At 65.1% G+C, this 3,627-nt stretch carries 3 protein-coding genes; all 3 read left to right on the forward strand.

Annotated features, from left to right (window positions below; translation table 11 throughout):
* The coding region (gene secD / locus LQV45_RS20645; RefSeq protein WP_230008621.1) for a protein translocase subunit SecD at positions 1-1,281 on the forward strand (1,281 nt) is incomplete at its 5' end.
* Positions 1,282-2,301 (forward strand): protein translocase subunit SecF, encoded by a 1,020-nt coding sequence (gene secF / locus LQV45_RS20650; protein ID WP_230008622.1) that lies wholly within the window; start codon positions 1,282-1,284, stop codon positions 2,299-2,301. It begins immediately after the preceding gene.
* A 215-nt stretch (positions 2,302-2,516) separates the two neighbouring features.
* Positions 2,517-3,627 (forward strand): bifunctional (p)ppGpp synthetase/guanosine-3',5'-bis(diphosphate) 3'-pyrophosphohydrolase (locus LQV45_RS20655; RefSeq protein ID WP_374208260.1); only part of this gene is annotated, 1,111 nt, incomplete at its 3' end.

Raw genomic sequence — 3,627 nt, forward strand, 5'->3', positions numbered from 1 at the left:
GTCTACAAGCAGTTCGAGGCCCTCGACTGCGACAACCCCTCCCAGGACAAGCAGCAGCGCTCCGACCCGACCAAGCCGCTGGTGACCTGCGAGCCGGCCTCGGCCAAGTCGCCGGCCATCAAGTACATCCTCGGTCCGGTGGAGGTGAAGGGCTCGAACATCAAGTCCTCCTCGTTCCAGCTGCAGCGCGGCGCCCAGGGTGCCGTGACCAATGAATGGGCCGTCAACATCCAGTTCGATGACGCGGGCACCACCAAGTTCAAGGAAATCACCGAGCGCCTGTACCAGTTCTACGCCGCCGGCGGCGGCCAGACCGGCTCGGATCCGAAATCCCAGTTCGCAATCGTCCTGGACGACCAGGTCATCTCCGCCCCGCGCTCCCTCGCCGTCATCACCGACGGCCGGCCGCAGATCACCGGCGGATTCACCGAGGAGTCGGCCAAGGCCCTCTCCGACCAGCTCCGTTTCGGTGCCCTGCCGATCAGCTTCGAAATCCAGAGCGAACAGCAGATCTCGGCAACCCTCGGCGGTGAGCAGCTCCGCATGGGTATGCTCGCCGGCGTGATCGGCCTCCTGTTGGTGTTTGTCTACTCGCTGTTCCAGTACCGGGCCCTTGGCCTCGTGACCGTGGCATCCCTCGTGATCGCCGGGGTGCTGACGTTCCTGGCCATCGCCATCCTCGGCTGGACCGAAAACTACAGGCTTTCGCTCGCCGGCGTCGCGGGCCTGATCGTGGCCATCGGCCAGACAGCCGACTCGTTCATCGTCTACTTCGAACGCATCCGCGATGAGCTCCGCGAAGGCCGCGGCCTGGTCTCGGCCGTCGAAAACGGCTGGAAGCGGGCCAAGCGCACCATCCTCGCGTCCAAGGCCGTGAACCTTCTCGCCGCCGTCGTGCTGTTCTTCGTGGCAGTGGGCAACGTCCGCGGCTTCGCGTTCACCCTCGGCCTCACCGCGATCGCCGACCTCATCGTCGTCTTCATGTTCACCCACCCCACCCTGCAGCTGCTGGCCCGGACCAAGTTCTTCGGCGAAGGCCACCGGTTCTCGGGCCTGGACCCGAAGCGCCTCGGCGCCGTCCCGCTGTACCGCGGTGCCGGCCGGGTCCGGACCCCGGAGGACAAGCCCGTGGCAGTGGTGCGCGCGAAGAACACCGGCGCCGCCGCCGAGGCAGAACGCCGGATGACCATTGCAGAACGCCGCCTCGCCGAAAAGCAGGAGCAGGCACAACAGGCACAGCTCGCCGGTACCTCCAAGAGCGCGTCCAAGGAGGGCAAGTAAATGGTCAACTTCTCAACATTCGGCAATGAGCTGTACACGGGCAAGCGCTCGTACGACTTCGTCGGCTACAGGAAGCTGTGGTTCCTGATTGCCGGGATCGCCGTCGCCCTCTCCATCCTGATCCCGGTCGCCAAGGGTGGGTTCAACCTCGGCATCGAGTTCCGCGGCGGCTCCGAGTTCACGGTCTCCAACGTCAAGACCACCGAGGCCTCCCTCGGCGAGAAGGCCGTCAAGGACGTCGTGTCGGGATCCGTGCCGCGCGTGGCTAACGTCGCGGGTACCACCATGCGCATCCAGACGGACAAGCTCTCCGACGACGAGACGCTGCAGATTAAGGAAGGCCTCACCAAGGCCTACGGTGTGACCGATAACGAAGTCACCTCGACCTTCGTCGGCCCCACCTGGGGTGCGGACGTCACGAAGCAGGCGCTGATGGGCCTGGCAATCTTTGTGGGCCTGGCCGCCGTCCTGATGGCGCTCTACTTCCGGACCTGGAAGATGTCGCTCTCGGCACTTGTCGGCATGGCCGTCACGATGTTCGTGACCGCCGGTGTTTACGGCCTCAGCGACTTCGAAGTAACGCCGTCGGCCATCATCGGCTTCCTCACGGTGCTCAGCTACTCGCTGTACGACACCGTGGTGGTGTTCGACAAGATCCGGGAGAACACCTCGGACATGCAGGCCTCCACCCGGCGGACCTTCGCCGAAGAGGTCAACCTCGCCATCAACCAGACCCTGGTCCGGTCCATCAACACCATGGTGGTGGCCATCCTGCCGGTCGGTGCGATCCTCTTCATCGGGGCCGGGCTGCTCGGTGCCGGAACGCTGCGGGACCTGTCCCTGGCGCTGTTCGTGGGCATCCTGGTGGGCACTGCCGCCACGATCTTCATCGCGGCTCCGCTTTACGCCGCGCTGCGGCAGGGAGAACCCGACCTGGTCAAGCAGGCCAAACGGGTGGAACAGAGGCGTGCTGACGCGGCAGCCAAGGCCGAGTCGCCGGCGTCGCCCGCCACGGCCTGAACCGTCCCCAGCGGCCACAAACGGGCCGGAGACCGTCGTTTTCGACGGCCTCCGGCCCGTCGCCGTATCCCCGCCGGTTATCGAAGTATCCTGCTGCGGGAATACACTTGAATAATTAACCGGTCGCGAGAGGTGCTCCATTGGAAGAACGTTCGACGCCGGTGCCGGAGGCACCTGCGGACAAGGGCCAAGGCCAGGGTTCACAGACTGGCCTGGTGGTTCCCGGACGCCCCGATGTTCCCGTGCCGGTGGACAACTCCGGTGCCCGGCCCACTTTTCCCGGCCGGCGCGAGCGCACGAGGTCCCGACTTGCCCGGCTGACGGGCCGTGGCACTCCGGCCTACTCGCCGATTTTGGAGCCGTTGCTGCGCACTGTGCGCGCCAACAACCCCAAAGAGGATTTCGATCTCATCCAGCGTGCCTTCGTGGTCGCCGAGCGCTGCCACCGGGGCCAGAAGCGCAAGAGCGGCGACCCGTACATCACCCACCCCGTCGCGGTGGCCACCATCCTCGCCGAACTCGGCCTCAGCGGCACCACGCTGGCCGCGGCCCTGCTGCACGACACCGTCGAAGACACGTCTTACACCCTCGCCGACCTCAAGACCGAGTTCGGTCCGGAAGTGGCCATGCTGGTGGACGGCGTCACGAAGCTGGACAAGGTCAGCTTCGGTGAGGCGGCCCAGTCCGAGACCGTGCGCAAGATGGTCGTCGCGATGGCCAAGGACATCCGCGTCCTGATGATCAAACTCGCCGACCGGCTCCACAATGCCCGTACGTGGCGTTTTGTCTCGGCTGAGTCCTCGGCCCGCAAGGCCCGGGAGACGCTGGAAATCTTCGCGCCGCTGGCCCACCGGCTTGGCATGAACACCATCAAGTGGGAGCTGGAGGATCTGTCCTTCGCTGCCCTCTATCCCAAGGTGTACGAGGAAATCGTGCGCATGGTGGGGGACCGGACCCCGGAACGCGAAAAGAACCTGGCGGTCATCCGCAACCAGATCACCGAGGACCTCAGGGCCGCGAAGATCAAGGCCACGATCACCGGGCGGCCAAAGCACTACTACTCGATCTATCAGAAGATGATCGTCCGCGACAAAGACTTCGACGACATCAACGACCTCATGGGCGTGCGCGTCCTGGTCGATTCTGTCCGGGACTGTTACGCGGCCCTGGGCGCGATGCACTCGCGCTGGAACCCCCTGCCCGGGCGGTTCAAGGACTACATCGCGATGCCCAAGTTCAACATGTACCAGTCGCTGCACACCACGGTGATCGGTCCCGGCGGCAAGCCGGTGGAAATCCAGATCCTCACCCACGAAATGCACCGCC

Source organism: Microbacterium sp. Bi128 (assembly GCF_918698205.1).